A 25,975-nucleotide genomic window follows, 5' to 3' on the forward strand; every position below is an offset into this window, starting at 1 on the left:
TATTTCTTAGGTTCCGGATTGCCAGGAGCCAAGATATTCCACTTGTTCTGGAGTCAGCGATTCGATTTTCACACCGAGGCTTTCCAGCTTTAACCGGGCTACCAGGGAATCAATTTCTTTCGGGACCGGGTAGACCTTCTTTTTCAGCTTTTTTTGATTTTTGACAAGCCAGGCTGAAACCAGGGCCTGGTTCGCAAAGCTCATGTCCATAACCTGCGCAGGGTGCCCTTCCGCCGCAGCAAGGTTAATCAGTCGTCCCTCGGCCAGCAGAAAGAGCTTTCTGCCGTCCGCCATCTGATACTGGACGACATCTTCCTTAACAGTTTTTTGCTCAACCGCTACCTGGGCCAAAGCTTCAATGTTGATTTCCACATTGAAATGGCCGGAATTGGCCAGGATGGCTCCGTCTTTCATAACTTCAAAATGCTTGCGGTCAATAACGCTTTTATTGCCGGTTACAGTAAGAAAAATATCTCCTGCGGCTGCCGCGTCTGTCATATTTTTTACTTGAAAACCATCCATCAAAGCTTCGAGGGCTCTTAAGGGATCTACTTCAACAACTGAAACATTTGCTCCCATTCCTCTTGCTTTGGAGGCGACACCCTTTCCGCACCATCCATAACCTACAACAACAAAATTTGTTCCGGCAATAAGGTAGTTGGTAGCGCGCAATATTCCGTCAAGCGATGACTGTCCGGTCCCGTACCGGTTATCAAAAAGATGCTTGGTAAGAGCATCATTTACAGCGACAATCGGATATGCCAATGCGCCGCTTTTCTCCATAGAACGCAGCCTGATCACTCCCGTGGTCGTTTCTTCAGTTCCGGCCAGGATTTCCTTGAGGAGTTCTTTTTTCTGAGTATGGATTGTGCTTACAAGATCGGCTCCGTCGTCCATAGTGATTTGAGGCGCTGTGTCCAAAACGTTCAGTATGTGCTGGTAATATGTATTTGTATCTTCCCCCCGTTTGGCGTAGGTGGGAATTCCATAAGCGCTGTTAAGAGCGGCCGCAACATCGTCCTGTGTGCTCAAGGGATTTGAAGCACACAGCGAAACTGAAGCTCCCCCTTCTTTTAACGCTATGACCAGATTTGCGGTTTCGGTTGTAACATGCAGGCATGCCCCAATCCTGATACCATTTAATGGTTTTTCTTCTTTCCATTTTTCCGCTATTGCGCTTACGACAGGCATCTTTGCACGAGCCCAATTGATTCTGGAGACACCTTTTTGTACAAGCTCTTTTTTAGTCATCATCTAACTCCTTTTAATAAGAAAGTCTTTAAATCACAGAAGTACTTCAGCTGGCAGATATGCTCAACTGAACAAGTGTAAATGTACGCCTGTTCAAGTGATGCGCCGGCGGCAAAAATACCATGCCCTTTTGTTATTGCCGCCTTATGATCAACAAGAGCATTTGCCACTTCCTCAGCTAATTCCTGAGATCCCGCCTCTCCGGCAATAATTGGGATTTCCCGCATAAAACTTTTGCTTTCCGTATCGTCAGAAAAAATTACCCTGCTGTTGGTTAGCATAGACTCTATTGTTGCAAAAGGAGAATGAACATGTACTACTGCCTGCGCCGGTGTTTTAATATAGATCTGGCGGTGAACTATTGTTTCAGAGGAAGCATTTGCAGCGTTTCCTTTTTGAATATTTACTTCGACCAGCATTTGTTCATTAATCTCATCCAAAAGACATCCGCTTCTGGTGATCAGCAGAGTATCTCCTCTACGGATACTAATATTTCCAAAATGTGAGTGATTCAGGCCATAAGCCACTAACTTTTTTCCGTACTTTTCTATTTCCTGCCACACGTAAATTTCACCACGCCCTCAACGCTGACAATCAATGGCAGCATTTAAGCAATATCGCTCACCTGTGAACAACGATGCGCTTTATCCCACAATCAAAGCTAAATTTTTATCGTATGGTGGCGTGACCACCCCTCGTTCTGTTATAATGGCGGCGATTAAAACGTTTGGTGTAACATCGAAGGCGGGGTTCCATACTTTTACCCCTTCAGGGGCAATCATCTGGCCTGAAATATATGTTACCTCAAGATAATTTCTTTCTTCTATCGGGATATCTTTCCCCTGTTTTAGTTTTAAATCTATTGTTGAAACAGGCGCAGCGACATAAAAAGGTATTTTGTGTTCTCTGGCCAGCAGGGCAACTCCATATGTTCCGATCTTATTGGCCGTATCGCCGTTTGCCGCTATTCTGTCAGCTCCTACGATAACCAGGTCAACCATTTGCTGAGCCATCAGGCTTGCCGCCATATTATCAGTAATCAGTGTGACAGGTATCTTTTCCTGGACCATTTCCCATGCGGTAAGACGGGCGCCCTGTAAAAGAGGTCTTGTTTCATCCGCAAAAACACTTACTTCTTTTCCAGCTTCCTTGGCAGCCCTGATTACACCCAGCGCGGTTCCGTAACCTGCTGTTGCAAGAGCGCCTGCGTTGCAATGGGTTAAAATCCTTGCTTTATCCGGAATCAGTTTTTCTCCATAATTTCCGATGGATTTATTAGCATTTATATCTTCTGATAAAATTGCGTGAGCTTCTTGGAGAAGCACACTTTTCAGATACTCCGGGGTAAGCGAAGATGCAGCTGCCTCGTTCATTTTTTGCAGCATGCGTTCCAAAGCCCAACGCAGGTTTACTGCGGTTGGGCGGGTGAGCCACAATTCTTGAGCTATCCTTTTCGCTTCCGCTATCAAATCCTCGCCGGTGATAAATTGTTTTTCTAATAAACCCAGGACAAGTCCATAAGCCGCGGCTACACCTATAGCCGGCGCTCCCCTGACGCTTAAATCCCTGATTGCTTGGGCAACTGTTTCGTAGTCTTTACATCTTATGTATTCCACTTTTTGCGGAAGCCTGGTCTGATCAAGAAGTAATAGTGAATCTTTTTCCCAGCGCATTGTATCCATTAAATCATCTGCCCCTTGATTAGGGATTCCTGACATGAACATGCCCGTGAAAGATCCAGAACTTCAATTGTTTTTTGCAAAAGGGCATTTATGTTTACGGCATTCTGGGTCATTGTGTCAACAACTTCATTATGTGAAAGCGCACGCAATGATGAAATACCGGCCGCAAAATTTGTGATCAAAGCAATTGCCGCGTAACAGATACCTGCTTCCCTGGCCAGGACTGCTTCCGGGACACCTGTCATACCTATGACGTCTCCGCCTAAAGAATTGTACATCCGTGTTTCAGCAGGCGTTTCAAACCTCGGGCCTTCAGTGCAGACATATGTTCCTCCATAATGGCAAGCCAGACCAAGTTGTTTGGTAGTTACGGCAAGCAGTCTGCGCAGGTATGTACAATACGGAGTTGTCATGTCCAGGTGGAGGACTTCTTTTTCCTGGAAGGTTTGCTGCCGGGACCTGGTGAAATCCAGAAACTGATTTACAAGAACAATTTCTCCAGGTTTTAAGTCTGTGCTTAGAGAACCAACAGCGGCCAGGGCTAAAATGACTTTTACGCCCAAAGTTTTTAAGCCCCATATATTTGCCCTGTAATTGATCAGATGAGGAGGCACTGTATGACCTTCACCGTGGCGCGCAATAAAAACAACTTCCTTGTCATGCAAACGCCCGCAATTAATATTTACTTGCCCATAGGGAGTATCCAGTACTTCCTTCCGGGGATTTTCAAGCATTCCGGCATTATAAATTCCAGTGCCGCCGATAATGCCAGCAAGTTTTGCCATATCCGGCCACTCCGAATCAATGCTCTAGGCAAACAAAGCATCGACAAACTCTTCAGCATTAAAGGGCTGCAGGTCGTCAATCTTTTCTCCGACGCCGACAAATTTTACCGGCGTGCCCAGAGCGCCTTTTATTCCGATTATTATGCCTCCCTTGGCAGTGCTGTCCAGTTTTGTCAGCACTATTCCCGTTACTCCCATGATGGCGCCGAATGCTTTGGCCTGAGTTAAAGCGTTCTGACCGTTTGTAGCATCCAGGACAAGCAGCACCTCTTGAGGCGCTCCCTGTGTTTCCCGGGATAAAACGCGCGCGATCTTTTTAAGTTCTTCCATAAGGTTGCTTTTTATGTGCAGCCTTCCTGCCGTATCTACAATAAGGATATCCGCTTTGCGTGCCTTGGCAGCCTGCAGGGCGTCGAAAGCAACTGCGGCAGGATCTGATCTTTCCTGGTGTTTGATAACCTCGGCGCCGGCCCTGCTGCTTAGAATCTCCAGTTGATCTATGGCCGCTGCCCTGAAAGTGTCTGCGGCTGCGATAATAACCTTCCTGCCGTCCTGTACAAACCGGTGAGCCAGTTTGCCGGTTGTTGTTGTCTTTCCGGTACCGTTTACGCCTATGACCAGAATAACGGTAGGCGGTTCCCCTATATTCAGAGTGTTTGTTCCTTTTTCAAGGGTATCTCTAATTATTTCTTTAAGCAAAGGTTTTAAACCGGCAGGATCTTTTATTTTTCGCTCCTTTACTGTTTGGCGAAGCTTGTCTACGAGTTCGGCGGAAACTTCAGCGCCGACATCAGCCTGGATTAAAATATCTTCAAGTTCGTCGTAGATATCTTCATCAATGGCTTTTTTCCCGGTTACTAATTCTTCTACTTTGCCGACCAGGTTCTGTCTGGTTTTAGACAGTCCTTTTTTTAGCTTATCAAAAAAAGACATTTTTCCCCCTATGGTGTTTCGCTCCTGATCTTTTCCAATGCCTGGCGGGCAGCCTGCTGTTCCGCTTCTTTCTTGGAGCGCCCTTTTCCCCGTCCAATTTCTTTTCCGCAGCTATAGACTCCTGAGGTGAATAACTTGTTATGATCAGGACCTTCTTCATTGATTATTGCATAATTAACAGGTTCGGGACCTCTCTGCTGAAGAAATTCCTGAAGTTCGGTCTTGTAATCCTTTCCGGCGCGTCCTTCCATAAGATCGTTAATTACTGCTGTTAGACTGTCAATTGCTACCAGTGCTGCCCGATCCAACCCCTGGTCTAAAAAAATTGCCCCCAGTAATGCCTCGAAAGCATCTGCAAGAATAGACGGCCGGTTTCTACCTCCGGAATATTCTTCACCTCTTCCGATAAAAAGACAATCTCCAAGATTTAGTTCTTTAGCTGCCCTGGCCAGAGACGGCTCACAGACAAGAGTTGACCTGATTTTGGTTAACTCTCCTTCGGCGCTGCCGGGGTATGTTTTAAAAAGATAATTGCTAATCGAAAGTTCTAATACGGCATCGCCTAGAAATTCAAGACGCTGGTTGTCTTCAAGATCCTGTGTCTTGTTTTCGTATGCATGTGAACCATGAGTCAAAGCTGTTTGTAAAAGTATTTCATTGTTCCAGGCAAATCCAAGCGCATCTTTCAAACTGCCGATATTCTGCCTGATGTTGGATTCGTGCATTTTCTTATCCTTCGAACTCCCTGAACAGCAAAGATACGTTATGACCGCCAAATCCGAGTGAATTGTTCAGAGCGATCTTGACGGGCATTGGACGCGCCTTATTCGGAACATAATCAAGATCACATTCCGGATCGGGATGATCATAATTTATAGTTGGGGGAACTACCTTCTTGCAAATAGTCATTACACATGTGACCGCTTCAACTCCTCCTGCTGCTCCTAGAAGATGACCGGTCATGGACTTGGTGGAACTTACGGCGAGGCGCCCTGTTGAACCATTAAAGAGATGTTTTATGGCCATTGTTTCAACCTTATCGCCAAGAGGTGTGGATGTGCCGTGAGCATTTATATAATCTATATCGCTGGTTGAAACACCGGCATCCAACATCGCCAGTTCCATGGCTTTTGCGGCTCCTTTGCCGTCGGGTTCAGGGGCTGTAATGTGATATGCGTCACAAGTACACCCGTAACCGGCAATTTCGGCATATATTTTAGCGCCGCGTACAAGCGCATGTTCCAACTTTTCTAAAACCAACATGGCGGCTCCCTCGCCAATTACAAAACCGTCGCGGTTTGAATCGAAGGGCCTGCTGGCTTTTTTGGGTTCCTCGTTGTAAGTGGACATTGCCTTCATGGAGCAGAAACCTGCAATAGCTAACGGGGTTATGGGAGCTTCCGCGCCGCCGGCAATCATCACATCGGTGTAACCTTGCTTAATAAGACTGTATGCGTCTCCAAGAGCGTTGTTGCCGGATGCGCAGGCACTGACCGTAGCCATATTATACCCTCTTAAACCATATGCAATAGCTATTTGGCCGGCGCCCATATTGGGAATCAGCATGGTTATGAAAAATGGGCTTATCCTGTCAGGTCCGCGGTTTATTAGAATGTTATGCTGTTCTTCAAGCGTCCCTATCCCGCCGATACCCGAGCCAAGAATCACTCCAATGCGTTCCCTGTTCAATGTTTCCAGCTTTAATTCTGCGTCTTTAATTGCTTGACCAGCAGCCGCCATGGCAAAATGGGTAAAGCGGTCCATTCGCCTGGCTTCTTTTTTCTCAAGAAAATCTGTCGGATTGAAGTCCTTTATTTCGGCAGCAATCCGCGTGGCGTAATTTTCAGTATCAAAAAAGGTAATATAATCTACACCGGAAATCCCTGATGTTAGATTTGCCCAAAAATTTTCCACATCTAATCCTAAAGGAGAAATAACTCCCATGCCTGTAATTACCACACGGTTTTGCAAACCTTAAACCTCCCTGCAATAAAAAATTAAGCCTGTTTTTAAAACCTGTACTTAGACACGGTCTACCTGTGATCTTGAATATATTTGACTGCCTGACCGACTGTTCTAATTTTTTCTGCGTTTTCATCTGGAATAACTATATCAAATTCTTCTTCAAAAGCCATGACAAGTTCGACTATATCCAAAGAATCCGCCCCAAGGTCTTCGATGAAAGAAGAATCTAAGTTTACTTCTTCTTCCTCAACACCAAGCTGTTCTACTATTATTGCTTTTACTTTTTCTGCGATAGATTCCTGACTGGACATTTTTTCACCTCCTTTTCTTTTTTTATAGCATTATATTTATACTGCGATACCGCCATCCACTATAATGGTCTGGCCGGTTATATAGCTTGCCGCATCGCTGGCCAGGAAAACTGCCACCGAACCTATTTCCTCCGGTCTTCCCAGGCGTCTCAGGGCGATGCGGGAGAGCATTTTCTCCCTGAATGCTTCCGGAAGGCTTTGCGTCATGTCAGTTTCAATGTATCCCGGAGCAATTGCATTTACAGTAATCTTTCTCGAACCCAGTTCCTGCGCGACCGATTTTGTAAATGCAATTAGTCCGCCTTTACTGGCTGCATAATTTGCCTGACCGACGTTTCCTGTATAAGCAATAATGGAACTAATGTTAATTATTCGTCCCCATTTCGCTTTGAGCATAGGTCGTGTTACAGCTCTTACACAGTTGAAGGCGCCTTTGAGATTGATCGAAAGAACGCTGTCCCAGTCTTCATCACGAAGCGATACAACCAGATTGTCCCGGGTAACGCCGGCGTTGTTAACCAGGATATCTACACGTCCCAACTGTTTTACGGCGAATTGGATCATTGACGAGGCCTGCTCCGGATCAGCGACATTTGCCCGGTAGGCGATTGCCTGACGGCCAAATTTTTCAATATCGCTGCATACCTTTTCCGCAGCCTCTGCGTCATTAGTAAAATTTACCAGTACATCCGCTCCCGATTCAGCCAGGGACATGGCGATTGCGCGTCCTATGCCCCTGGAGGCCCCCGTAACAACAGCCTTTTTGCCGTTAAGGACCATTTTAGCCAGCCTCCCCGGGTTGCATAAGAAATTTTTCAATTGACTCCGGGTTTTCGGTATTTGCTATGGATACTTTCCTGCTTATTTTTTTTAGAAGGCCGGTTAAAACATTTCCGGGGCCTGCTTCTATAAAAGACTCAAAATCATTTACCAGGCGTACCATGCTTTCTTCCCAGCGAACAGGGCTGTATACCTGTTCAACAAGAAACCTGCGGACATCGTCCCCTTTTGTAACGTAATCCGCTGAAACGTTAGCTACAACCGGTATCCGGGGGTCTTTAATCTCTACGGCGGCCAGCTCGGCGGCCATTTTATCCCCTGCCGGCCGCAAAAGAGTGGAGTGGAAGGGTGCGCTTACGGCCAGAGGAATACATCTTTTTGCCCCTGCTTCTTTAGCCAGGATTTTGGCCCTTTCCAAAGCCTCATTCTCACCTGCGATAACCACCTGTCCGGGACAGTTAAAATTAGCCACGTCAACAATTTTACCCTCAGATCTTACCTCGCTGCAGACCCTTGTAATCTCCGGCGCATCGAGGCCCAGAACAGCCACCATGCCGCCCGTGCCCAGCGGTACCGTCTCCTGCATATATTGACCCCTTTTGCGTACAAGCATTAAGCCGTCCGCAAAGGAAATTGACCCCGCTGTTGCAAGGGCGCTGTATTCTCCAAGACTGTGGCCGGCAGCCGCAGAAGGTTCGATACCCCTTTCCAGCAGTACCCTGGCGCAGGCTACACTGAAAGTATAGATTGCCGGTTGTGCGTTAATAGTTTTTTGAAGTTCCTCTTCAGGGCCTTCAAAACACAGTTTGCTCAAGGAAAAACCTAAAATCTCATCTGCTGATTCAAAAATCTCTCTCACCGCGGGATACTGATCATATAATTTTTTGCCCATACCGGCATATTGCGCACCCTGTCCGGGAAAGAGAAAAACTGCTTTCATCTGTTGAATTCACCACCTATAGGAGCAAGATTTTGAAGTATTTTGGCAGCGCCCTGGACAACATCCAGAATTATTTCACGGGCGGTTTGGATCTCTTTGACCATTGCCGACACCTGCCCGGCCATAACTGATCCATGTTCTGTGTCCCCTTCCACCATTGCGGCATGAAGTCGTCCCACACCCAGATTTTCTATTTCTTCTGCTGGCGCCCGGCGGTTTTCCAAATCCTCGTATTTCCTGGTTAGTTTATTCCGGATCACACGCACAGGATGGCCTATACTGTGGCCTGTAACAATAGTGTCCCTATCCTTTGCTTTAATGATCATCTGCTTGACATTGGGATGAATAGTACATTCCTTTGCGCACATGAAACGGGTGCCCATCTGGACCCCGACAGCTCCCAGGCATAATGCCGCTGCCAAACCGCGGCCGTCAAAGATTCCACCGGCGGCAATTACAGGTTCCTGAACTGCCTCCACTATCTGGGGAACAAGAGCCATCGTCCCAAGGTCGCCCACGTGTCCACCGCTTTCCATGCCTTCGGCAATAACAGCATTAACCCCGTTGCGGACCAGACGTTTGGCAAGGGCTACGGACGACACTACAGGAATTACCTTGACGCCGGCGCCTTGTAAATCGGGAAGATACTTGCCGGGGTTGCCTGCCCCGGTGGTAATTACATGTACTCTTTCCTCAATAATTACCCTGAGGACATCCTCAACATACGGGGAAAGCAGCAGAACATTAACACCGAAAGGTTTGTTTGTCAACTCTTTGGCCAATCGGACCTGTTCCCGCACCCAACTTGCTTCGGCGGTCCCGGAACCAATTATTCCAAGGCCACCGGCTTCACTTACAGCTGCAGCCAGATGTGCTGTTGATACCCAGGCCATTCCTCCCTGGATAACAGGGTATTCAATTCCTAAAAGTTCGCACAACCTTGTATGGATTGGACACGCCTCCTTAAAAGCTAGTGTGGTTCCGGTAATCATACCATTTCATTGCCAGAGCGCCCCAGGTAAGTCCGGCGCCAAAACTAGCCATAACTATATGTTGACCGTCGTTTATCTTATTTTCCTGTAAAGATTCGTATAGTGCCAGCGGGAGTGTCGCCGAGGAAGTATTCCCATAACGATCAACATTGACTGCTACCTTATCAAGAGGTACGTTTAAACGTTTGGCGGCTGTTTCTATAATGCGCAGGTTTGCCTGATGAGGAATCAGATAATCTATATCACTGCGGGTCAATCCTGCCTCGTTCAGGACATCCAGGCAGCATTCTTCAATGTTCCTGACGGCAAATTTAAAGACCTCCCTGCCGTGCATATGTAAAAAATGAAGCTTTTTATCTAATGTTTCTTTTGACGCCGGAAACTGGGTCAGCCCACCGGGAAAGGTTAACAAGTGGGCGCCTGAACCGTCCGATCTTATGCTGCTGGAGAGAATCCCGTACCCATCCGGGACCGGACCCATTATCACAGCGCCGGCTGCATCGCCGAAGAGGATGCATGTATTGCGGTCCTCCCAGTTAACAACCCTTGACATGCACTCGGCGCCGATTAAAAGGATCCTGCTGCAAAAGCCGCTGACAATAAATTGGCTTGCAATTACCATCCCGTATAGAAAAGATGTGCATCCGGCCTGCAAATCAAACGCTCCCACTTTACGCGCTCCCAGTTTGTCCTGCACAATACAGGCAGTAGCGGGAAACAACATGTCGGGAGTGTTGGTGGCTACGATGATTAGATCTATCTCGTCCACTTTTACTCCAGCATCAGCAATAGCTTTCTTTGCCGCTTCAGTCGCCATATCAGAAGTTAACTGATCTGGTTCGGCGATGCGCCTTTCCCTGATACCCGTCCGTGTTACTATCCATTCGTCCCCGGTGTCCACTATTTTCTCCAGGTCCTGGTTAGTCAATTTGCGTTCTGGTGTATAAATGCCAATTCCCAGAATACCTGCTTGTCGATCATTGTACATTAATATTCCTACCTTTGTATTGAATTCTGTGAATGCTGTTTTGTATGGCCGATGTTAAATTTTTTTGCACAGATTCACGTGCAAAACGGATGGCATTCTTTATAGCCCGGGAAGTGGAACTCCCGTGACAAACAATAATCAGCCCGTTCAAGCCCAGTAATGGGACTCCGCCGTACTCTGCATAATCCAGCCTTCTTTCAAAATTGCGGAGAGCTGACATTGACATGGTGAACCCCGCCCTGCTAATCCAATCTTTATTTGTTTCATCTTTCAACATTTGCATAAAAGCGGCGCCGATTCCTTCAAGAGCTTTTAGGACTACATTTCCGATAAAACCGTCACAGACAACAACGTCAACTGTGCCCTGACAAATGTCTCTTCCTTCAACATTGCCGATAAAATTAAGATCAGCCTTTTGGAGCAGCGGGAAAGCGGCTAAAGTAAGCTCGTTGCCTTTCGTAACTTCTGTTCCGATATTTAACAATCCCACCCGCGGGTTTTCTATACCCATTACTTCCTGAGCATAAAGGCGCCCCATGATAGCAAACTGGAGAATATGAACAGGTTTGCAGTCGACATTGGCGCCGGCGTCCAGGATCATGGCGCACCCGCCTTTACTGGGCACCACTGCGGCAAGAGCAGGCCGGTCAATGCCCTCCATTAGACGGATCATTAATACGCCTGCAGCCATTAAAGCTCCTGTATTTCCCGCTGAGACAACAGCCGAGGCCGCGCCTTCCTTGAGCAGTTTAATGACCTGGACTATTGAAGAATCCTTTTTCCTTCGTACAGCAACTGCGGGAGACTCGGACATAGAAATGACTTCGGGCGCATGATGGATAGCCACAAGCTTGCCCGGATATCCATCAAGTTCTTTTTGCAGCCTCTCTTGGTCACCTACCAGAATAATTTCCTGGTTATACTCCTGAGCGGCTTGTACTGCGCCTTTGACAATCTCTCCGGGAGCATTGTCGCCACCCATGGCGTCAACGGCAATTTTCAAAATCGGCCTACCTCCTAGGCTATCGCGAAAATAAGAAATTTTCCTTGAAAAATTGTTTCATCCTGCACTTTTGAAGTGACCCTAACAATAAATTTGTTGTCTTTTTTACGGCTTATAAAAGCCCTGGCGATCACCTTCTCTCCGCAATAAACCGGCCGTTTGAAACTTATTTTTGCTGTGCCTGTTAGAGCAACCTTGGCGTTGATCAGGGAAACGGCAAGGCAGTTTGCCTGGGCGAATATGTAATGGCCCCTTGCTACTTTTGTGCTGCTCAAGGTCATCTCTTCAGAGACTTCCAGTACAGAAACACCTTGTCTGCCGGGTTCCAGGTCGACGAGATCGCCTACCCATTCTTCTTTTTGTAAAGTGGATACCTGTCCGTAGCTTCCTTTGGCAACTTCCCTTAACCTCTTGCGGAGTTCGGGAATACTCAAACCCCACCGGTCCAGTCTGACTGTCTGGATACTTACACCAAGCATATGAGCAAGTTCGCTGTCCGTAAGGAATGGATTTCCCTCAATGTATCTGCAGAGAAGTTCCTGACGTTTGCTTTTCCCCGGACTTTTCATGGTAATAGATGCCACCTATGTAAAAATTACTTTAATACCAGATACTAAAATAGAGTATATCCTTTATCCCAGAAAAAAGCAACAGAACCAAAATATTTTGATTCAAAAAATTTTTAAATAAAAAACGCCTGGTAAATTTCCAGGCGGCGCTAGTCAGGTATATTAATCTCGAAGGAGGTTTTTTAAAACCCAAACACAAACTATATCTTGATTACTTCCCGGGCTTTATAATAGCCGCAGGATGGACAGACTCTATGCGATAAAGTCAGTTTATGACAATGTGGGCAACTGATCAGGTTGGGAGATTGTATCTTCCAGTTAGCCTGCCGCTGACGCCCGCGTTGTTTTGAAGATCTTCTTTTAGGGACACCCAATTTCCATACACCCCCTCTTAGTTTTTCTTAATGTTACTAAAACTTTATCCTAAAATTTTTCACCATGTCTGTCTTTGATGAATTCCCGAAGTTCAGCAAGCCTCGGGTCTATTTCTTCCTGGTTGCAGGCGCATTTTCCTATATTAAGGTTTTGACCGCAGGACGGGCATAATCCCTGGCAGTTCTGGTCACAAAGGATTTTCATGGGCAGGGCCATGAAAAGTGATTTTAATACTTCGGGCTCTATATCAATAACCTCGTTTTTAAAGGGAATCCACTCATCCTGTAAAATTTCCTGAATTGTGACGACAGGGAAATATGTCTCTTTGAAAGGCGCTTCAACAAAAAACTCAGCCTGACTCAGGCAACGGTCACAGGGACGCTGGATAACAGCTTCAACGGAACCTTCCGCCTGAATATTTTTTCCGGAGCTTGTGAATTCAATTTTTATATTCACCGGCACGGAGAAAGAAATTTCTTCTGTGCCGGTATTTGATAAATCCGCCTCTTTCTGAAAAAGAAAGGCTTTCCCCTCGTTGTCTTTTATTGTTTCTATGTTCACCTGAATCATTTTATTACACTCCGTTGTTTTGGCGAAACCAATTATATAGAAAAAAAGCCTATTCTGTCAAGGCAATTATAATAGGGGCGCTTTTAAAAGCGCCCCTATATGCCGCTAGTATCCTCTTGCCATGCTGCGTTCAGCTCGCTCGATAGCCAGGCGGACTAAGTTTCCACAGTTCTTTGAGGAAACGTTGCCGAAATAGCCGCCATCCCTCTGTACAACATCGGCTACACCAAGCTCTTCAGCCAACTCGTACTTCAGCCTGTCGGACATTACGCTTCTGCGCCTATTACCCATGAGCACGCCTCCTTTTGTTTTAAGGACATCGCGGCAAGGGCAAAAATTTGATTAAAATCTTTTCATTAATAATATCGCCGGATTGGAAATAAAAAATGAGAGGTAATAATTTCGATAAAAGGCAATAAAATATTTTATGTCAAGAAAGCTGATTGGATAGTGTTTCAAGATAGTGCTTTCAATTCTTGACAATTACATTTAAATAGACTAAAATTTTTATATAACGGGGCGTAGCTCAGTTTGGCTAGAGCGCTACCTTGGGGTGGTAGAGGTCGCACGTTCAAGTCGTGTCGCTCCGACCAACAGAGAGTATATTGTCAAAGCTTTAGAAGAAAACCTATCTTTTTACAAGATGGGTTTTTCTTTTAAGGACCGTGTAAAACGCCGGTTTTCTTACGTTTAAGTGACACACTTTTTTTATGTGTTGGTAACATAGCCATATACACCCTCATACTCTGGTAATAAATAATTAAGGGGGGTTTTATCATGGGTTTTGGATGCGGCATCGGTTGTGACACGGGTTCCGGAAGCGGAGCGTTTATTATTTTCTTAATCTTAATTCTTCTGGTTTCCCCTTGAAAAAAAATGGCAAATATATAAATTTACTGCCATGTAGAGATAATCGGACTCAGTGTCAACGGTTCGGGAAGGCAGATTGCCGGGCTTCATGCCCTAACTAAGAGTGTTTACAAAGAAAAGCTGCCGTAAAAAAAGATTTTTGTTATCCTGTCAACCTGGCATATGAATATTTCAAGGAATTAACAAGGATTAATCCGGATTACTGCAAGAGAATAGGAGACAAGTTTCTTGAGGAATTAGGAGAGACCGGAGAAAAGGCGATTGTTCTATTTGGAAGGCCCTATGATGCCTTGGTTGAAGATGGAAACATGGGCATACCTGAGAAACTGGCTTCCAGAGGGTATAAGGTGATCCCGTACGATTTTCTGCCGCTCGAAGAGGAACCCCCGCAGCAGAAGATGTACTGGTCAATGGGACAGATGATCCTGAAGGCTGCAAAGCTGGTCAGCAGGCGCCCGCAGCTCTTTGGCACGTTCGTCACCAACTTCAGCTGCGGACCCGATTCGTTCATTATGAGTTACTTCAGGGACATTATGGGGAGCAAGCCGTCGTTGACTCTGGAGTTGGACAGCCATACAGCGGACGCCGGCATCGATACCCGAATAGATGCTTTTATAGACGTGATCAGAAACTATGAACCTGAAAGAAGAGCCGTCATCAGTGACGAAGGGATTATGGCTGTGTTTGATGAAAGGAGAAAAAAGATCAGGAGTGTTTCCGGTGATCATATTCCTCTCAGAGATCCCAGGATCAAGATCCTGATTCCATCAATGGGATATTCGGCAACCAGGTGCTTTGAGGCAGCCTTCAGGCACATCGGTATTGATGCCGTTGCTTTGAAACCGCCGGCGGAGGAAGAGCTTCAGTTGGGCAGAGCCAATTCCAACTGCAAGGAATGTCTGCCGTTGGCCCTTACTGTGGAAAGCCTGCTCAACTATCTGAAGAAAAACGGCAATGAAATCAAAGATGGAATATATGCGTACTTCATGCCTGAAGCCCCGGACCCGTGCCGGTTCAGCCAGTACCATGTATACACTGAGAACCTGTTACTACAGAAAGTTACTTCAGAAGAAAAATTGAACAAGAGGTCAAGTCGATCTTGTCGAAATCCAAATGCTTTTGCATACTATTTAATCTGCTCCAAATACCGGCAGATGCACAGCAGATTATTCGGTTTCTTGATTTGCCGGCACAGCATGGCTTACATCAGGGGCTTTAAATGGCTTGCCGAAATCAAATAAATACATTTCACCTTGCATATACATATCCATTGTCATTTCTTGGGGAATTTCTTTATCAGGATTTTCTTCTATTTGAACGCTTTCAGAATCAATTCCCAGTTCGGCAATATCAGCATAAGTAAGGCTGATGTTTATATGAGCGTCATAGTCAACGAAATCGCTGATCAGTGTCTTTTTATTTATAAAGGTTGTCAGATAATAATCTATATCCATTTTGTTCTTTAGTATTTCTATAATGCTGCTTAACTGTTCAGGATCTGCTTCATCTTCTGGAGAAGCCAGGTCTTTTATTAGAGGATCAATCATCTCTTGAAAAATCCGGCGTAAATTGTCCATATCAAGTGTGGTATTGACGACGAAATATTCCTGACCATCAATTGTCAGGTCATTTCCAAAGTTAGGCAACATGCCCATTTCCTTCATCTGGGATACGGCTTTTATCGGGTTGGACTGGATATTTTGCTGCTGTTGGATAAAATCCTTCATAAAAGTCATTTCCATTACGGACCATTCTTCTCCTTGTACTTTCATATAAATTTTATTTTCCGTCATGTATGTCTCTGTAACTATCACGTCCTCATTATCAGAATCATCGGCTGGCGTAATACTTATCTTTGCATAGCATTGAATTGGCTTTGTTTTAATCTGCCCTTCCATTGTGTATGCAATTTCAGGCGAAATACCTTCAATTTGCCCATCAAGTGACATGCCCATGATCATATCCATATCCCCTGTCAGCGAATAAGTTTCAATACCATTAACAGCCTGGTCTGATTTGGCTAATAAATCCGCAGGCGTCATACCTTCCCTCGTTTCACTTCTCTTCAGGGCGATAAGATGTTCTGCTTCTACCCATTTAACTTCGAATCCGAACGTTTTGCACACAAAACGCAGCGGCAATAACAGCCCCTCTTCCGTATCAATAGGGGCTGCGGGTAATAAAACCGGCTTGCTGTTGAGGGTAGCTTCTTTTTTCCCTGTCGTAACGATCAGGGTATCGCTGTTTTCTGAAAGTTTAAATTCCTGGTCAGAAAGCCACTCATAATCGGCGCCGGCAAATTTATCATAATCCTGCGCAAGCACAAATATGGTTCCGTTTTCTGATATAAGGTCGGCAAACGGTACAGGATCGCCGTTCAGCTTTAACTCTACTATGTCCTCCGCAAGGGCTGCTGAAGTCATTATTAAAAACAACAGCAGTGCAATCGACACAATTATTACCGGATTTCTTTTCAAGTACAAGCACCTCCAAAATATGTTATACTTTGATTATTTCGCCACTTTATACCAAATGCCTCTTTTAGAAATATATTTAGACAATTGTGTTAAAAATGTCAAAAAAGGATTTTTTATATAAGGTATAGAAAAGTAAGGATAACTAGCTAAGGGAGGTTATATTACCTGTGCCGGACAAATATTATGAAGCGGGAGAAAACTATAAGTATCCTTTAATAGTTAAAAAGCTTCTTGTGAATCCCCTTCTTTACTCACCTGAACAAGAAATCATCTACCGGGACGAAACCCGGTATTCGTACCGTTTTTTAAACGAACGGATCAACAGGTTGGCTGACGGGCTGAGGAGAATAGGAGTCTGTCCCGGTGATACAGTCTGCATTTTTGACTATGATAGCCATCGCTACCTGGAATGTTTCTTTGCCGTACCTATGATGGGGGCGGTGCTTCATACTATGAACTGGCGCTTATCCCCCGATCAGATTCTTTATACGATGAACCACGCCGGGGATGATGCCGTTATAATCCACGCAGACTTCCTTCCTTTATTTGAATCTATCCAGAACGAACTCACTACAGTAAAAAGAATTATTCTGATCCGGAACGGGGAAAATGTTCCTGAATGCAGCGTTAAGGTGGATATTGAATATGAGAATATGCTCCGGCAGGCTTCCCCTGTCTATGGCTTTCCGGATCTGGACGAGAATACGAAGGCAACCACATTTTATACGACCGGAACGACAGGACTTCCCAAGGGTGTTTACTTTTCTCACCGGCAGGTTATTCTACACACCTTTTCCCTTGCTGTAACCTTGGGCTGCTTTGTATCCTCCGTATTTCGCTCCACAGACGTGTATATGCCGCTCACACCAATGTTTCACGCCCATGCCTGGGGCATTCCCTATCTGGCTACCCTGCTTGGAGTAAAGCAGGTCTACCCGGGGAAGTATGAACCGGGGTATATTTTAAACCTGGTAGAAAATGAGAAAGTAACCTTTTCGCACTGCGTCCCGACAGTAATGCATATGTTGATTAACAATCAGGAGGCAAAAGACAAGGATTTATCAAAGTGGAAGGTTGTCATTGGCGGCGCAGCGCTGCCCAAGGGTCTTGCCAAAGAAATCGCTTCCCTGGGAATAAAAATTTTCGCCAGTTTCGGCATGTCGGAAGCTTTTCCGGTGGTTACTATATCGAACCTTAAAGAACATATGCAGCAATGGAATGAAGATGAGCAACTGGATGTCCTAATTAAACCCGGCCTCCCGCTTCCCTTGTATGAATTGGAAATAGCAGATGTTTCGGGAAATATTTTGTCCAAAGACGGGGTAACGTCGGGAGAGTTGATTATGAGGGCGCCCTGGCTTACGGAAAGCTATTTTAAAGAACCTGATCGAACAAAAGAACTTTGGCGGGACGGCTGGATGCACGGCGGCGATGTAGCCGCGATTGATCAGGAGGGATATGTACAGATTACCGACAGGCTTAAAGATGTTATCAAGTCTGGCGGTGAATGGGTTTCTTCCCTTGAGCTGGAGAATTACACAAGTCAGCATGAATCTGTTTCGGAGGCTGCGGCAGTCGGAATTCCTGATGAAAAATGGGGAGAGCGCCCCCTGGTCCTGGTGGTTTTGAAGCCGGAGTACAAAGGGAAAGTAAAGGAAGAGGATTTGAAATCTCATTTAAAAGGGTTTGTGGACAGCGGCATGCTTCCCAGGTACGGACTGCCTGATCGTGTTGAATTTATCGAAGCAATTCCTAAAACAAGCGTAGGCAAAATAAACAAAGTTGCCATAAGAGAGCTGTACACGAAATGGTCGTAAGCGCCACTGCTCAGATAAAGAAAAATCCGCCTGTTTTGTGTGGTAGGTCTGGCAAAAGGCGTGTCCCGAACTTTGTGTAAAGTCCAAATTGATGTAGAATAAGGAAGTATATTCAGGAGTTAATTGGCCAAGAAAGACAAGAAAAGCCTAGCCCATCTTTTTTATAAGCGAATATGTAACCGTTAACAAGAAGACACAGACACGCTACGTCACTCATCGTTTGGTCGAATCCTTTCAGACGGAAAAATGGCCGCGTCAAAGGATTATCATGCATCTGGGCACACTTTGTCTGCCTCGATCGGAATGGCGCAAACTTGCTGCTTTATTGGAATCCCGGCTGGCCGGCCAGATCTCTATGTTCGAAGAAGAATACCCGGTGGTTGCGGATGCGGCAGACAAGGCGTTCGAACACTACAAGTTTGTTCAAGCCCATACAAAAGAAAGGATTACAAAAAAGGATAAACGCGAAATTATTCCTGTTGATCTGCAAAGTATTACAACTGGTTACTCCAGATCACTGGGGCCGGAGCTTGTAGCAAATACATTCTGGGAGCACTTGGACTTCGATCAAATTCTGAAATCCGGTGGTTTTGATCAAAAACAGATCTCTTTAGCCAAAGCCGTAATTATCGGCAGACTTATAGCCCCTGCCAGTGAACTCCGGACCAGGCAGTGGCTGAGCCAGGGGACAGCCCTGGCGGAAATGCTGCCGGTTGATTTGACAAATGCCGGCAAAGACGCTTTTTATGAGATTGCCGACTTGCTCTATACAAAGAACGGACCATCAGTACACTCCAGGAAAATCGTTTTTTAGAAGCGCTCACCAGTCTCCAAAAATCAGTTGCTGATTTAAACGGGTGTTACGTGATTGAAACCAGCCACCAGGAGCTAACGGCAAAAGAAATATGGGAATCTCACATGACCCTGTCCAGGGTAGAAGGAGCATTCCGGTTTCTAAAAACAGATCTCGGAGTGCGTCCGGTTTATCATCAAATTGCTGAACGGACAAAAGCGAATTTACTTATTTCGGTTTTGGCTTACCACCTCCTGGTCAGTATTGAGCACGCTTTGCGCAGCCATAATGATCACCGCCGCTGGTCAACGCTTAGAGAACAATTGTCAACCCATCAGCGAAACACAGTGATCTTTACCGACGCGGACAATAAAATTCATCATCTCCGGGTTTCCGGTATGCCGGAAAAGGAGCACTTGAAAATCTATCGTCTTCTTGGGGTAAAAGACCCCCTTAAAAGGAGGCATCAATTAGCCGGATCAAGGTTGTAGTGACCAAAATAAATTAAGGAATGCTGGAGTAACAAGGATTCTGGGATTATAAATCGAAAGTTGGACTAAGGAAGTTATTGAGAGAATTGTTGACGGGGCACAAGAGATAGGCTTAAAAATGGCTTCAGCAGGTATTTTTAAGATAAATTGTACTGTTTTACTAAAGGCGAACATGAGCACGCAGGCAGTTGACCTCCCTAATGCAAGTATATTTCCAAAGCAGTAACAAATAAATATTGCATCAATTCTGCATTTACTCCTTGTTCCTGTAAATATTGCTATTATAGTCCATTTTTTGGCTTAAGTTATGAAAAATCTTAAAAATCTAAAGAATAAGCCTCTTTGTCCAGCTATTGCTTTTGATGCGGCTATTAGAGCAGGTTAGCCTGTTTAAGGCTGGACTGATATAATATCTTCTAGTGAGCTTATAGAAAAGTTTACCAAATAAAATTCTGACAGGGGTCATATAATTTAAGGAAAAAAATGAGGTGATTAAGTTTAACGAAGTTGTAATCGTAAGCGCTTGCAGAACGCCGATCGGCAAGTTCGGGGGCGCTCTTAAACAGCTTACAGCGACTGAACTCGGAGCCCTGGTCATTAAAGAGGCTTTAGCCAGAGCAGGTGTAGAGCCTGAGAAAGTCGACTATGTTTTTATGGGGCAGGTTCTTACAGCAGGCTGCGGCCAGGCACCCAGCCGGCAGGCGTCAATTAAGGCCGGCATACCTGCGTTAACGCCATCAATAACCATAAACAAGGTATGCTCCTCAGGTATTAAAGCCATTGACCTGGCAGTTCAAATGATCCAGACCGGCAGGGCCGACATATGTGTTGCCGGGGGAATGGAAAGCATGTCCAGCGTGCCCTATGGCCTTCCCGACATGCGGTGGGGAGTGAAAATGGGCGTTCCCAGCAAGGATGTTATCGATCTGATGATTGTGGACGGTTTATGGTGCTCTTTTTACGACCGGCATATGGCTGTCCACGGTTCAGTTGTTTCCCGGGAGTTTGGAATTACCCGCGAGGAACAGGATGAGTGGGCTTTTTATTCCCAGACAATGGCCAATAGGGCTATTGCAAACGGTGCTTTAAAAGATGAAATTAAGCCCGTGGAGTTAAACGGGAAAAAGGGTAAGGCAGTTTTATTTGATACAGATGAGGGGCCAAGGGCTGATACAACCTTGGAAGCGCTTGCCAAGCTTCCTCCTGTTTTTGATCCCGAAGGGACAGTTACAGCCGGCAACGCGCCGGGGATTAACGATGGAGCAGGCGTCGCTGTGCTCATGACCCGTGAAAAGGCTGCTCAGTTGGGGATTAAACCCCTGTGTACAATTTTGGGATATGCTGAGGTCTCTCAGGACCCTAAATATATTGCCACTGTCCCCGGACTTTCTATAAAGAAGCTTTTGAACCGGACAGGATATTCCCTTAACGATATGAAGCTTATTGAGATTAACGAAGCTTTTGCGGCCGTAGCTATGGTGAGCGGCAAAAAAATCTTGGGGATGTCGGATTCGGATATGCGAAACCGTGTAAATGTAAATGGGGGAGCTATAGCATTCGGCCACCCGATAGGGGCAACCGGGGCGCGGATAGCCATGACGATGGCTTACGAGTTAAGACGGCGCGGCGGCGGAATCGGAATCTGCGGGATATGCAGCGGCGCAGCCCAGGGTGACGCCATGTTAATAAAAGTAGACTAAAAAAATAAACGGGGTAAACAGAACATGGAGATAAAAAAAATCATGGTTATAGGAGCCGGACAGATGGGCGGCGGAATTGCCCAGGTGGCGGCCCAGGCAGGATTTGATGTAATTGTAAACGATCTAACGGCTGAACTGTTGGAAAAAGGTCTTTCTGTAATTGCTAAAAATTTAGACCGGAATGTAAAAAAAGGCAAGATGAAAGAAGAAGAGGCGCAGGCTGTTTTAAAACGGCTGAGACCCTCCATATCTTTTGAGGATGCGGCCAGTTTTACGATCGCGGCCAATCATACCGGACCGCTATTTTTTATCACAGCGAGGAACAAAGGAAAAAGGCTGAAGAATTTAAAAAGGCACTTGCTGAAAGCGGCAGGTTCGATGGTCCAATCGCAACAAATATCATTTCCGCAGCTGATTTCTACAAGGCTGAAGAATGGTACCAGGACTACTATTTGAAGGAACCCCTAAAATATGCTTCTTACCATATCGCCTCCGGGCGGGACAGGTTTATCAAAGAACACTGGAAAGAAGAGACAAAAAAGGAGTTTCTAAAAAGAAAGTTAACTGATTTGCAGTATGAAGTTACGCAAAACAGCGCCACTGAAATAAGCACGCTTAAGAAGATTTATCATTAAAAATTTCAGGTAGAAAAATGGATGGAGTTTAATGGTTTCCCAATAAGTCAATTTTTATAATAAGTCAAGCCTGACCCCATTTCCTATTAGGAGAGCATATTTGGGAAAACGGAAGTCAGCGCTAGAAGAACCGTAAGGCCGATCATAACTGCTATTGTCGCCCAGGCAATAATGTTATAGATCCGGGAATTAACATATTTGCCCATTAAATCAGTGTTATTGACCAGCTGCAGCATGAAAATCAAGATAAAGGGCAGCAGAATCCCGTTGATTATCTGAGACCACAGCATTACCAGGATAAGTGAGATTTTCGGAATTAAAATTATGCTGGCGCCGATGACTATAAAAATAGTATACAATGAATAAAAAACAGGCGCTTCAGACCACGATTTATCAATTCCGGCTTCAAATCCGAAAGCTTCGCAAACATAATACGAGGTTGATAACGGCAGTATTGAAGCAGCAAAAAGCGAGGCGTTTAAAAGCCCGAGCGCAAATAGTATTGAAGCCCATTTCCCTGCCAGGGGGGCAAGGGCCTGTGCCGCGTCTTTGGCCGTTTCGACATGAACACCGTGTGTAAAAAGTGTGGCTGAACAAGCAACTACGATGAAAATTGCGACTAAAACAGCCATAAAACTGCCTACTATAACATCCAGTCTGGAATAGGCGTATCTTTGTGCTGTTATGCCCTTTTCAACGACCGTTGATTGGATGTAAAACTGCATCCAGGGGGCTATTGTTGTTCCGACCAGTCCGATTATCATGCTTAGGTAGCCGCTTTGCAGGCTAAAAGTTGGTTTCACTGCTCCTTCGAGTACGGCGCCCCAGTCTGGTTTCGCCAATGCTCCAGATATAATATAGCTTAGAAATAAGACAGAAGCGAACAGAAAAACCCTCTCAACAGTTTTGTATGATCCTTTCAGAACAATACCCCAGACTAATAGCGCTCCAATGGGTATGGAAATGTATTTGCTCAGACCGAAGAGCTCCGTACTGGCCGCTATTCCGGCAAATTCAGCGACTGTGTTGCCGAGGTTGGTAAAAATAAGGCCAATCATGACGAATAAGATGATCCGTATACCATAGCGTTCCCTGATTAGATCGGCAAGCCCTTTGCCTGTAACTGCTCCCATCCGGGCGCACATCTCCTGAACAACAATCAGGGCAATGGTTATAGGGATAAAAACCCACAGCAGACTGTATCCAAAATCAGCCCCGGCTATCGAATAAGTAGTAATTCCGCCTGCGTCGTTATCAACATTGGATGTGACAATCCCGGGTCCAAGTACTGCAATAAATATAAACAGATTGCGTAAAAAGCTGCTTCGTTTTAGTTTCATCAACTTACCCCCGGCCGGGTCTCCTCGGCGGCATGAACCACGAGAATGTTTTTAAGTCACTGCGGTTTGGTATCAGAGTTTCGATTACATCATCCACTGTAATTATGCCCTGCAGTATATTTTGATCATCTACAACCGGAACCGCTAAGAGGTTGTATTTGCTCACAACCTCAAGAACTTTTCTATTGTCGTCATGATGGTTGACTGATATTATCCTTGTGTTCATCAGATCCCCGATAACTGCGTTCGGCTGTGCAACAATCAGGTCTCTCAAAGAGAGTACTCCAAGCAGTGACTCATTTTCTTCACCAATAACGTACAGGTAATAGATTGTTTCAGCAGACGGCGCCAGTTCACGTAAACGGTTGATTGTTTCTTCTGCAGTCATTCCAATCGGGAAGGCGATATATTCTGTAGTCATCAGGGCGCCTGCCGTATCCTCCGGATAACTCATCAGTTCGCGTACGTCCCTGGCTTCTTCAGGTTCCATCAGGTTTAAAAGCTCGCTGGACTTTTGTTCGGTCAATTCGCCAAGTATATCAGCCGCTTCATCCGGAGGCATTTCTTCAAGAATGTCGGAAGCTCTCTCGATGTCCATTTGTTCAATGATTTTCACCTGGGTTTCGAGATCAACTTCCGCTAAAGCTTCAGCCGCTGTCTGGTTATCCAGGTTATCCAGGAAGTCGGTGCGTTCATGATGGTCAAGATCCTCTATAATATCCGCGATGTCGGCAGGGTGCATTCTTTTTAGGTGATCTTGTTCCTGACTTAGTCTTAAGCTGGCTGTCTTGCTTTCCAGGGGTTTGACGAACTGCCAGCCGATAAAGTTGCTTTCCTTTTCTTTTGCAATAAACTCCATGCCAACTCTGCGCAGCAAGCCCCGTAAACCAATGTCAAAAGACACCAGAATTATATCTACAGTCTCCCCGTGTTTCACCCAGGAAATCTTAATGTCGTTTACGCGTACGAGCTTGGATCCTTTTAAATCGATGACCTGCTTATCCATCAGCCACTTGCTGACGTATATTTCGTCATTCTTAAGCAAAGTAAGGTTTTCTGCGCTGAATTTACTCTTTAATTTGAGGCCGCTTTCGTCCCAGCTTTCAATCTGGTTTATATCAATATGGCTCTGGACACCCTTTGCATACTTGATTCCTGTTACACGCGGGCAGATACTGTCCCAACGGATAGCCATATCTTTTATGCGGCCTACTTTTTTCCCTTCAGCGTCGATAATCGGCATTCCAACCACACGGCTGAAAAAGAATTCGCCCAAAACGTCTACCTGTGCCATCTTGATTCCCCCGGACCAATCAATATAAAAATAAACTTCCCAATAACGGGAAGTTTATTTGAAAACAAAAAATAATTGTTTTTAGTTTGTCTTCCCCGTCGTTTGAGTTTTGGCACATACACAGCTAGGGGTAAATTACCCCAGCCACACTAGGTAAAGCCTTAATCCGACAAAACCTGTTATCCCATTGGTGTCTCTCGACATTTCCGGGCAGTGGCGTATGTTCTATGTAGAAGCCTCACCTAACAAGGATTCTTTTTTTAAGTATAAACCTTTCTTTAACTTATGGTCAAGTCAGAAAGGAAGAAATAGCGATAAAAAATGAAAACCCGCCCGGTTCTGTGGGTGGGTTTAACCTTCAAAGTCTGTAGTTGCCGTTTAATAGACAAAACGGCTGTTAAAGGGAGTTTTTATCTGTATTGACTTTTGCCGCCTTAATTACGTTTAACATGAGCATCATTCTTGTCATCGGACCGACACCGCCTGGAACCGGTGTGATCAGGCCGGCTTTTCCCTTGACAGTTTCAAAATCAACATCTCCGCAAAGGATCGCTTTTCCCTGAGGGGTCATGCCTATCCTGTTTACCCCGACATCGATGATTACGGATCCCTCTTTAACCATATCTGCAGTAACAGTTTTGGGGCGGCCTGCGGCAACGATTAGAATATCAGCCCTTTTTGTATGTCCGGCGAGGTTTTTCGTGCCCGTATGGCACATGGTGACTGTCGCGTTGGCATTGCTTTGTTTCTGGACCAGGATCATGGAAATTGGTTTGCCGACAAGGTTGCTTCTGCCCAATACAACTACTTCGGCTCCGTCTAAACTAATGCCGGATCTGATCAGCATTTGGTGGATGCCGTAAGGTGTGCAGGGATAAAAGTAAGCTTCTCCAACCATCAGCCTGCCGGCATTTACCGGGTGAAGAGCGTCTACGTCTTTATCAGGGTCGATAGCATAAATTACCCTATTTTCGTTGAGCTGTCCCGGCAGGGGCAACTGTACCAGTATGCCATGAATCAGCGGGTCCCTATTGTACTTGTCGATCAGAGAAATAAGCTGTTCCTCGCTTATATCAGACGGTTGATTGTCTTGAATGGAATGAAAACCAAGTTCTTTGGCGTTAGTCTGTTTTCCCTTGACATAACTTACAGATGCGGGATCGTTGCCCACAAGAATGGTTACCAAGCCAGGTGTGATCCCATGGCGCTCCTTCAGGAATTTAACTTCCTCCTTGAGTTCCTCGCCGATAGTCAAAGCCATCTCGGTTCCGTTAATAATTTTTGCAGTCATTATAATTCTTCCTTCATCTTATTAACACAGGGGAACACAGGGGGACGGTTCTTCTGTGTCTATCCTGGGATTAACATAGGGGGACGGTTCGAGACCACTGTTCTGTGTCTATCCTGAAAATTA

26 protein-coding genes, 1 tRNA gene and 1 pseudogene are annotated in these 25,975 nt (G+C 45.5%); 7 read left to right on the forward strand and 21 right to left on the reverse strand.

Features of this window, described 5'->3' with window-relative positions; genetic code table 11:
• Positions 1-6 precede the first annotated feature (6 nt).
• The 17 genes from DEH07_08785 to DEH07_08865 all read right to left on the reverse strand — a co-directional run bounded on the left by DEH07_08785 (position 7) and on the right by DEH07_08865 (position 13,435).
• Positions 7-1,254 carry an adenosylhomocysteinase gene (locus DEH07_08785; protein HBY04595.1) on the reverse strand — a complete coding sequence of 416 codons (1,248 nt, stop codon included), beginning with the start codon at positions 1,252-1,254 and terminating at the stop codon, positions 7-9.
• Complete coding sequence (locus DEH07_08790) at positions 1,251-1,814, reverse strand: fuculose phosphate aldolase (protein ID HBY04596.1); 564 nt, start codon at positions 1,812-1,814, stop codon at positions 1,251-1,253. The genes DEH07_08785 and DEH07_08790 overlap by 4 nt, the downstream gene beginning before the upstream one ends.
• 81 nt (positions 1,815-1,895) lie before the next feature.
• Positions 1,896-2,933: an S-methyl-5-thioribose-1-phosphate isomerase gene (mtnA, locus tag DEH07_08795; protein ID HBY04597.1), complete on the reverse strand. Its 1,038-nt coding sequence runs from the start codon at positions 2,931-2,933 to the stop codon at positions 1,896-1,898.
• A complete protein-coding gene (locus DEH07_08800; GenBank protein HBY04598.1) occupies positions 2,933-3,718 on the reverse strand; it encodes an S-methyl-5'-thioadenosine phosphorylase in 786 nt (261 codons plus the stop codon). Before DEH07_08800 ends, mtnA begins: the two co-directional genes overlap by 1 nt.
• A gap of 24 nt (positions 3,719-3,742) precedes the next feature.
• A complete protein-coding gene (locus tag DEH07_08805; GenBank protein HBY04599.1) occupies positions 3,743-4,651 on the reverse strand; it encodes a signal recognition particle-docking protein FtsY in 909 nt (302 codons plus the stop codon).
• A gap of 8 nt (positions 4,652-4,659) precedes the next feature.
• Positions 4,660-5,376, reverse strand: a complete 717-nt coding sequence (locus tag DEH07_08810) for a ribonuclease III (GenBank protein ID HBY04600.1) — start codon at positions 5,374-5,376, stop codon at positions 4,660-4,662.
• A 4-nt stretch (positions 5,377-5,380) separates the two neighbouring features.
• Positions 5,381-6,622: a beta-ketoacyl-[acyl-carrier-protein] synthase II gene (fabF, locus tag DEH07_08815; protein ID HBY04601.1), complete on the reverse strand. Its 1,242-nt coding sequence runs from the start codon at positions 6,620-6,622 to the stop codon at positions 5,381-5,383.
• 62 nt (positions 6,623-6,684) lie between these two features.
• Complete coding sequence (locus DEH07_08820; protein ID HBY04602.1) at positions 6,685-6,927, reverse strand: acyl carrier protein; 243 nt, start codon at positions 6,925-6,927, stop codon at positions 6,685-6,687.
• A 36-nt stretch (positions 6,928-6,963) separates the two neighbouring features.
• Entirely contained in the window at positions 6,964-7,707 is a 744-nt protein-coding gene (gene fabG / locus DEH07_08825) for a 3-oxoacyl-[acyl-carrier-protein] reductase (protein HBY04603.1), read from the reverse strand.
• Position 7,708: 1 nt separating this feature from the next.
• The gene (fabD, locus tag DEH07_08830) at positions 7,709-8,647 is read right to left on the reverse strand and encodes a [acyl-carrier-protein] S-malonyltransferase (GenBank protein ID HBY04604.1); all 939 of its coding nucleotides are present in this window, start codon (positions 8,645-8,647) and stop codon (positions 7,709-7,711) included.
• Positions 8,644-9,639 carry an enoyl-[acyl-carrier-protein] reductase FabK gene (gene fabK / locus DEH07_08835; GenBank protein HBY04605.1) on the reverse strand — a complete coding sequence of 332 codons (996 nt, stop codon included), beginning with the start codon at positions 9,637-9,639 and terminating at the stop codon, positions 8,644-8,646. Before fabK ends, fabD begins: the two co-directional genes overlap by 4 nt.
• A complete protein-coding gene (locus DEH07_08840) occupies positions 9,611-10,627 on the reverse strand; it encodes a 3-oxoacyl-ACP synthase (GenBank protein ID HBY04606.1) in 1,017 nt (338 codons plus the stop codon). The genes fabK and DEH07_08840 overlap by 29 nt, the downstream gene beginning before the upstream one ends.
• On the reverse strand, positions 10,617-11,630 hold the full coding sequence (locus tag DEH07_08845; GenBank protein HBY04607.1) for a phosphate acyltransferase PlsX: 1,014 nt from the start codon (positions 11,628-11,630) through the stop codon (positions 10,617-10,619). Before DEH07_08845 ends, DEH07_08840 begins: the two co-directional genes overlap by 11 nt.
• A gap of 14 nt (positions 11,631-11,644) precedes the next feature.
• Positions 11,645-12,199: a transcription factor FapR gene (locus tag DEH07_08850; protein ID HBY04608.1), complete on the reverse strand. Its 555-nt coding sequence runs from the start codon at positions 12,197-12,199 to the stop codon at positions 11,645-11,647.
• 200 nt (positions 12,200-12,399) lie between these two features.
• Positions 12,400-12,573 carry a 50S ribosomal protein L32 gene (locus DEH07_08855; protein HBY04609.1) on the reverse strand — a complete coding sequence of 58 codons (174 nt, stop codon included), beginning with the start codon at positions 12,571-12,573 and terminating at the stop codon, positions 12,400-12,402.
• A gap of 49 nt (positions 12,574-12,622) precedes the next feature.
• Positions 12,623-13,144: a hypothetical protein gene (locus tag DEH07_08860; GenBank protein ID HBY04610.1), complete on the reverse strand. Its 522-nt coding sequence runs from the start codon at positions 13,142-13,144 to the stop codon at positions 12,623-12,625.
• Positions 13,145-13,249: 105 nt separating this feature from the next.
• Entirely contained in the window at positions 13,250-13,435 is a 186-nt protein-coding gene (locus tag DEH07_08865; protein HBY04611.1) for a small, acid-soluble spore protein, alpha/beta type, read from the reverse strand.
• Positions 13,436-13,659: 224 nt separating this feature from the next.
• On the opposite strand from DEH07_08865, the gene DEH07_08870 reads away from it, so the two are divergent.
• Together DEH07_08870 and DEH07_08875 are read left to right on the forward strand one after the other, a co-directional pair.
• Positions 13,660-13,737, forward strand: a tRNA-Pro gene (locus DEH07_08870).
• Positions 13,738-14,169: 432 nt separating this feature from the next.
• Complete coding sequence (locus tag DEH07_08875) at positions 14,170-15,255, forward strand: hypothetical protein (protein ID HBY04612.1); 1,086 nt, start codon at positions 14,170-14,172, stop codon at positions 15,253-15,255.
• On the opposite strand, the gene DEH07_08880 is transcribed toward DEH07_08875, so the two are convergent.
• Positions 15,181-16,491 carry a hypothetical protein gene (locus DEH07_08880; protein ID HBY04613.1) on the reverse strand — a complete coding sequence of 437 codons (1,311 nt, stop codon included), beginning with the start codon at positions 16,489-16,491 and terminating at the stop codon, positions 15,181-15,183. The genes DEH07_08875 and DEH07_08880 overlap by 75 nt on opposite strands.
• A gap of 167 nt (positions 16,492-16,658) precedes the next feature.
• Between DEH07_08880 and DEH07_08885 the strand changes: the two genes are divergently transcribed.
• The 5 genes and pseudogenes from DEH07_08885 to DEH07_08905 all read left to right on the forward strand — a co-directional run bounded on the left by DEH07_08885 (position 16,659) and on the right by DEH07_08905 (position 21,927).
• The gene (locus DEH07_08885) at positions 16,659-18,308 is read left to right on the forward strand and encodes a long-chain fatty acid--CoA ligase (protein ID HBY04614.1); all 1,650 of its coding nucleotides are present in this window, start codon (positions 16,659-16,661) and stop codon (positions 18,306-18,308) included.
• 154 nt (positions 18,309-18,462) lie between these two features.
• Positions 18,463-19,592: pseudogene (locus tag DEH07_08890) on the forward strand (hypothetical protein).
• A 488-nt stretch (positions 19,593-20,080) separates the two neighbouring features.
• The gene (locus DEH07_08895) at positions 20,081-21,292 is read left to right on the forward strand and encodes an acetyl-CoA C-acetyltransferase (GenBank protein ID HBY04615.1); all 1,212 of its coding nucleotides are present in this window, start codon (positions 20,081-20,083) and stop codon (positions 21,290-21,292) included.
• A gap of 30 nt (positions 21,293-21,322) precedes the next feature.
• Positions 21,323-21,748: a hypothetical protein gene (locus DEH07_08900; GenBank protein HBY04616.1), complete on the forward strand. Its 426-nt coding sequence runs from the start codon at positions 21,323-21,325 to the stop codon at positions 21,746-21,748.
• Positions 21,745-21,927, forward strand: coding sequence for a hypothetical protein (locus tag DEH07_08905; protein ID HBY04617.1), 183 nt, complete (start codon positions 21,745-21,747; stop codon positions 21,925-21,927). Before DEH07_08900 ends, DEH07_08905 begins: the two co-directional genes overlap by 4 nt.
• 86 nt (positions 21,928-22,013) lie before the next feature.
• Here the strand turns inward: DEH07_08905 and DEH07_08910 are convergent, their stop codons facing one another.
• From DEH07_08910 to DEH07_08920, 3 genes are all read right to left on the reverse strand, one after another.
• Positions 22,014-23,267: an Mn transporter gene (locus tag DEH07_08910; GenBank protein HBY04618.1), complete on the reverse strand. Its 1,254-nt coding sequence runs from the start codon at positions 23,265-23,267 to the stop codon at positions 22,014-22,016.
• A 4-nt stretch (positions 23,268-23,271) separates the two neighbouring features.
• Entirely contained in the window at positions 23,272-24,561 is a 1,290-nt protein-coding gene (locus DEH07_08915; GenBank protein HBY04619.1) for a magnesium transporter MgtE, read from the reverse strand.
• A 397-nt stretch (positions 24,562-24,958) separates the two neighbouring features.
• Positions 24,959-25,852, reverse strand: coding sequence for a bifunctional 5,10-methylene-tetrahydrofolate dehydrogenase/5,10-methylene-tetrahydrofolate cyclohydrolase (locus DEH07_08920; protein ID HBY04620.1), 894 nt, complete (start codon positions 25,850-25,852; stop codon positions 24,959-24,961).
• Between the last annotated feature and the right edge of the window lie 123 nt (positions 25,853-25,975).

It is taken from the genome of Desulfotomaculum sp. (assembly GCA_003513005.1).
Classification (GTDB): domain Bacteria; phylum Bacillota; class Desulfotomaculia; order Desulfotomaculales; family Nap2-2B; genus 46-80.

Bases quoted from the DNA above. Each gene is read 5' to 3' on its own strand.
- DEH07_08785 (HBY04595.1), bottom strand. From the start codon at position 1,254: ATGATGACTAAAAAAGAGCTTGTACAAAAAGGTGTCTCCAGAATCAAT.
- mtnA (HBY04597.1), bottom strand. From the start codon at position 2,933: ATGGATACAATGCGCTGGGAAAAAGATTCACTATTACTTCTTGATCAG.
- DEH07_08800 (HBY04598.1), bottom strand. From the start codon at position 3,718: ATGGCAAAACTTGCTGGCATTATCGGCGGCACTGGAATTTATAATGCC.
- DEH07_08805 (HBY04599.1), bottom strand. From the start codon at position 4,651: ATGTCTTTTTTTGATAAGCTAAAAAAAGGACTGTCTAAAACCAGACAG.
- DEH07_08810 (HBY04600.1), bottom strand. From the start codon at position 5,376: ATGCACGAATCCAACATCAGGCAGAATATCGGCAGTTTGAAAGATGCG.
- DEH07_08820 (HBY04602.1), bottom strand. From the start codon at position 6,927: ATGTCCAGTCAGGAATCTATCGCAGAAAAAGTAAAAGCAATAATAGTA.
- fabG (HBY04603.1), bottom strand. From the start codon at position 7,707: ATGGTCCTTAACGGCAAAAAGGCTGTTGTTACGGGGGCCTCCAGGGGC.
- fabD (HBY04604.1), bottom strand. From the start codon at position 8,647: ATGAAAGCAGTTTTTCTCTTTCCCGGACAGGGTGCGCAATATGCCGGT.
- fabK (HBY04605.1), bottom strand. From the start codon at position 9,639: ATGATTACCGGAACCACACTAGCTTTTAAGGAGGCGTGTCCAATCCAT.
- DEH07_08840 (HBY04606.1), bottom strand. From the start codon at position 10,627: ATGTACAATGATCGACAAGCAGGTATTCTGGGAATTGGCATTTATACA.
- DEH07_08850 (HBY04608.1), bottom strand. From the start codon at position 12,199: ATGAAAAGTCCGGGGAAAAGCAAACGTCAGGAACTTCTCTGCAGATAC.
- DEH07_08860 (HBY04610.1), bottom strand. From the start codon at position 13,144: ATGATTCAGGTGAACATAGAAACAATAAAAGACAACGAGGGGAAAGCC.
- DEH07_08865 (HBY04611.1), bottom strand. From the start codon at position 13,435: ATGGGTAATAGGCGCAGAAGCGTAATGTCCGACAGGCTGAAGTACGAG.
- DEH07_08910 (HBY04618.1), bottom strand. From the start codon at position 23,267: ATGAAACTAAAACGAAGCAGCTTTTTACGCAATCTGTTTATATTTATT.
- DEH07_08915 (HBY04619.1), bottom strand. From the start codon at position 24,561: ATGGCACAGGTAGACGTTTTGGGCGAATTCTTTTTCAGCCGTGTGGTT.
- DEH07_08920 (HBY04620.1), bottom strand. From the start codon at position 25,852: ATGACTGCAAAAATTATTAACGGAACCGAGATGGCTTTGACTATCGGC.